The sequence below is a fragment of the Photobacterium sagamiensis genome, from assembly GCF_050337085.1.
Taxonomy (GTDB): Bacteria; Pseudomonadota; Gammaproteobacteria; order Enterobacterales; family Vibrionaceae; genus Photobacterium; species Photobacterium sagamiensis.
Window position 1 is genome coordinate 1 of record NZ_JAKJSP010000137.1, and the last position, 667, is coordinate 667.

Annotated in this window: 1 protein-coding gene; it reads left to right on the forward strand. The window is 41.4% G+C overall.

Annotation, left to right across the window (positions count from 1 at the left end; translation table 11 throughout):
• On the forward strand, positions 1–667 hold a 667-nt coding region (locus tag L4D76_RS28850; protein WP_428444211.1), incomplete at both ends, for a S8 family serine peptidase.

The window sequence follows — 667 nt, forward strand, 5'->3', positions numbered from 1 at the left end:
TCCGAAAAGTTGGCCAACCAGAAAAAAGTGAAAAATAAAGTGAAAGAGAAAAAAATAGCATTCAAGGAACTAGAAAGCTTTACGACAGTGGTAAATGGTTTCAGTGCAGAGCTTCAATATGGCGAAATTAAAAAGGTCGAGGCCATGCCTGAAGTTGCTGAAGTACATATAGCGAATGAATATGAACGTCCTGTTGAAAAGCCGGAGCTGATTTATAGTAAAGAACTTGTCCAGGCTCAGGAAGCTTGGCGGGAGTATGGTTATAAAGGGGAAGGAATGGTCGTCGGTATTATAGATACTGGAATCGACCCATCTCACCGTGATATGGTTCTAAGCGATGAAAATAAAGCAGAACTGACTGAAAGTGAAATTAGTGGAATAAAGGATTCTAGCCATCTATTAGGTAACTATTATACTGCGAAGGTACCTTATGGATACAATTACATGGACGAAAATGAAGAAATCCTTGATCTTGGTGAAGAGGCTTCGATGCATGGAATGCATGTAGCTGGAACCGCAGGAGCCAATGGGGATGAAGAGAATGGCGGCATTAAAGGGGTCGCTCCTGAAGCCCAGTTGCTTGCTTTAAAGGTATTTGGGAATGACCCTGCTATGCAGACAACATGGGGCGATATTTATATTAAGGCAATTGATGATGCAATTATTC